We start from the raw sequence: 2,067 nt of genomic DNA, 5'->3' as shown, positions 1-2,067 counted from the left end.
CTTCCGGCCCTGCTGGACGCGGCCCGGGGCCGCACCGACCTGCGCCCGGCCGCCCTGGCCCTCGGCGGTCCGCGCGCGCTGTGGCTCGCCCGGCTCAACCCGGACTGGCGGTTCGCCCTGCGGACCGGCCCGGGCGGTGGCGCCGTGCCGTCCGGCCCGGAGGACACGGACCGCGCCCGGAGGCTGTGGGAGGAGGGCCTGTTCGCGGAGCGGGTCGCCCTGCTGACGGCGCTCCGCGCGCGCAGGCCCGCGGACGCGCGCGAACTGCTCGCCACCACCTGGGCCACCGAGCGGGCCGAGGACCGGCTGATGTTCCTCGACTCGCTGCGGACGGGCCTGGGCCCGGACGACGAGCCGTTCCTGGAACAGGCCCTGTCCGACCGCAGCCGCAACGTACGGGCCACGGCCGCCGAGTTGCTCTCGGCGCTGCCCGGGTCCGCGCTCGCCGCACGCATGGCGGCACGGGCCGGGGCCTGCGTGGCCGTGGACCGCACGCACGGGACGCCGACGGTCGTCGTCGAGGTGCCGCACGAGTGCGACGCGGGCATGGAACGCGACGGCGTCGTCCCCAAGGCGCCGACGGGACGCGGCGAACGGTCGTGGTGGCTGGGTCAGTTGGTCGAGGCGGCACCGCTCGGGGCGTGGCACGCGCGGCTGGGCGGGCGTACGGCGCAGGAGATCGTGGCGCTGCCGGTCGCGGACGACTGGCAGGGCGAACTGCACGCCGCCTGGTGCCGGGCGGCGGTGCGGCAGCGGGACTCCCCGTGGGCGCGGGCGCTCCTCGGGGAGCCCGCGGCACCCGGGGCCGGCGGGCCGGGCGCGGTGTCCCTGGCCGAGCGCGCCAAGCTGCTCGGCACACTGGACGCCGCCGAACGGGCCGACTGGGTGGCCGGGTTCATCGCGGCGCACGGGCTGTCCGAGGCCTTCCAGCTGCTCGGAGTGTGCGCGGTGCCCTGGTCGGCGCCGCTCGGACGGGCGGTGGTCGACGCGCTCAACATCGCGCGGGACGCAGGGAGTTACCCATGGAGTTTCAGTGGAGTGATGGGGCTGGCCGAGCGGTGCCTGGATCCCGCGGAGGCGGGTCGGCTGGACGGACTGCTGGCGGTTCCGGACGAGGCGGAGGACGCGTCGCCCGGGGCCGGAGGGTACTGGGCGGAGGCGTTCCAGCGGCTGGTGACGACGTTGCGGCTGCGCTCCGCCATGGCCGAGGAGCTGGGTTCGGCCCGGGTCGGCTGAGCGGCGCCGTGGGCTGCCGGGGCCGCCCCTGGGGGCGCAGCCCCCAGGTCCCGTTCCGGCCCGGCGCGACCGTCCCTGTCCGACCGCCGGAGGTACTACGCCTCCGCCGGCTCGCGGACGTTCGCGCGGACCCAGTCCACGATCGACTGGGTGGTCGCGCCCGGGGTGAAGATCTCCGCGACGCCCTTCTCCTTCAGCAGGGGAATGTCCGCCTCGGGGATGATCCCGCCGCCGAAGACCACGATGTCCTCCGCGTCGCGCTCCCGGAGCAGGTCGATCACGGCGGCGAAGAGTGTGTTGTGCGCCCCGGACAGGATGGACAGCCCGATCGCGTCGGCGTCCTCCTGGATCGCCGTGTCGACGATCTGCTCCGGGGTCTGGTGGAGCCCGGTGTAGATGACCTCCATACCGGCGTCGCGCAGGGCGCGCGCGATCACCTTGGCGCCCCGATCGTGGCCGTCGAGCCCCGGCTTGGCCACCACCACGCGGATCGGGCCGGCTGCCACACCCATCACTGCCTCCATGAAGCGACTCCATCCATCCGTACCGACAAGTACCGCACAAGTGGGACGGACACCCCGCACCACACCGTCCGGGGAAGTGAACGAACGTTATCCCCAGCATCCCGCAACCGGCAGTTTCGCGGTGCGGAGCGAGGGGGAAATCACACGGTGAGGCACTCCCCCGGACTTCGCGAGCAGGGGGGACCCGCGCAGCGGGAACCAGCACAGCGGGAGCCGCAACGAGGTCGTCGCGCCATCGCGTCGCAGGCCACGCGCCACGGTGGTGCGGCGGATCGGCGAGGGCACGAAGGGCACCAGGGGCGGGCAC

2 protein-coding genes are annotated in these 2,067 nt (G+C 74.9%); one reads left to right on the top strand and one right to left on the bottom strand.

Annotation, left to right across the window (positions count from 1 at the left end; all coding sequences use genetic code 11):
• The coding region (locus tag RH94_RS01145) for a DUF5691 domain-containing protein (RefSeq protein ID WP_073945806.1) at nt 1–1,236 on the top strand (1,236 nt) is incomplete at its 5' end.
• A gap of 95 nt (nt 1,237–1,331) precedes the next feature.
• Here RH94_RS01145 and RH94_RS01140 read toward each other — a convergent pair.
• Nucleotides 1,332–1,748: a cobalamin B12-binding domain-containing protein gene (locus RH94_RS01140; protein ID WP_073945805.1), complete on the bottom strand. Its 417-nt coding sequence runs from the start codon at nt 1,746–1,748 to the stop codon at nt 1,332–1,334.
• Nucleotides 1,749–2,067: the final 319 nt, after the last annotated feature.

Origin of the sequence: Streptomyces kebangsaanensis (assembly GCF_001906585.1) — a bacterium.
In the GTDB taxonomy this organism is placed as follows: domain Bacteria; phylum Actinomycetota; class Actinomycetes; order Streptomycetales; family Streptomycetaceae; genus Streptomyces; species Streptomyces kebangsaanensis.
This window is presented reverse-complemented; position numbering and strand designations above follow the sequence as displayed.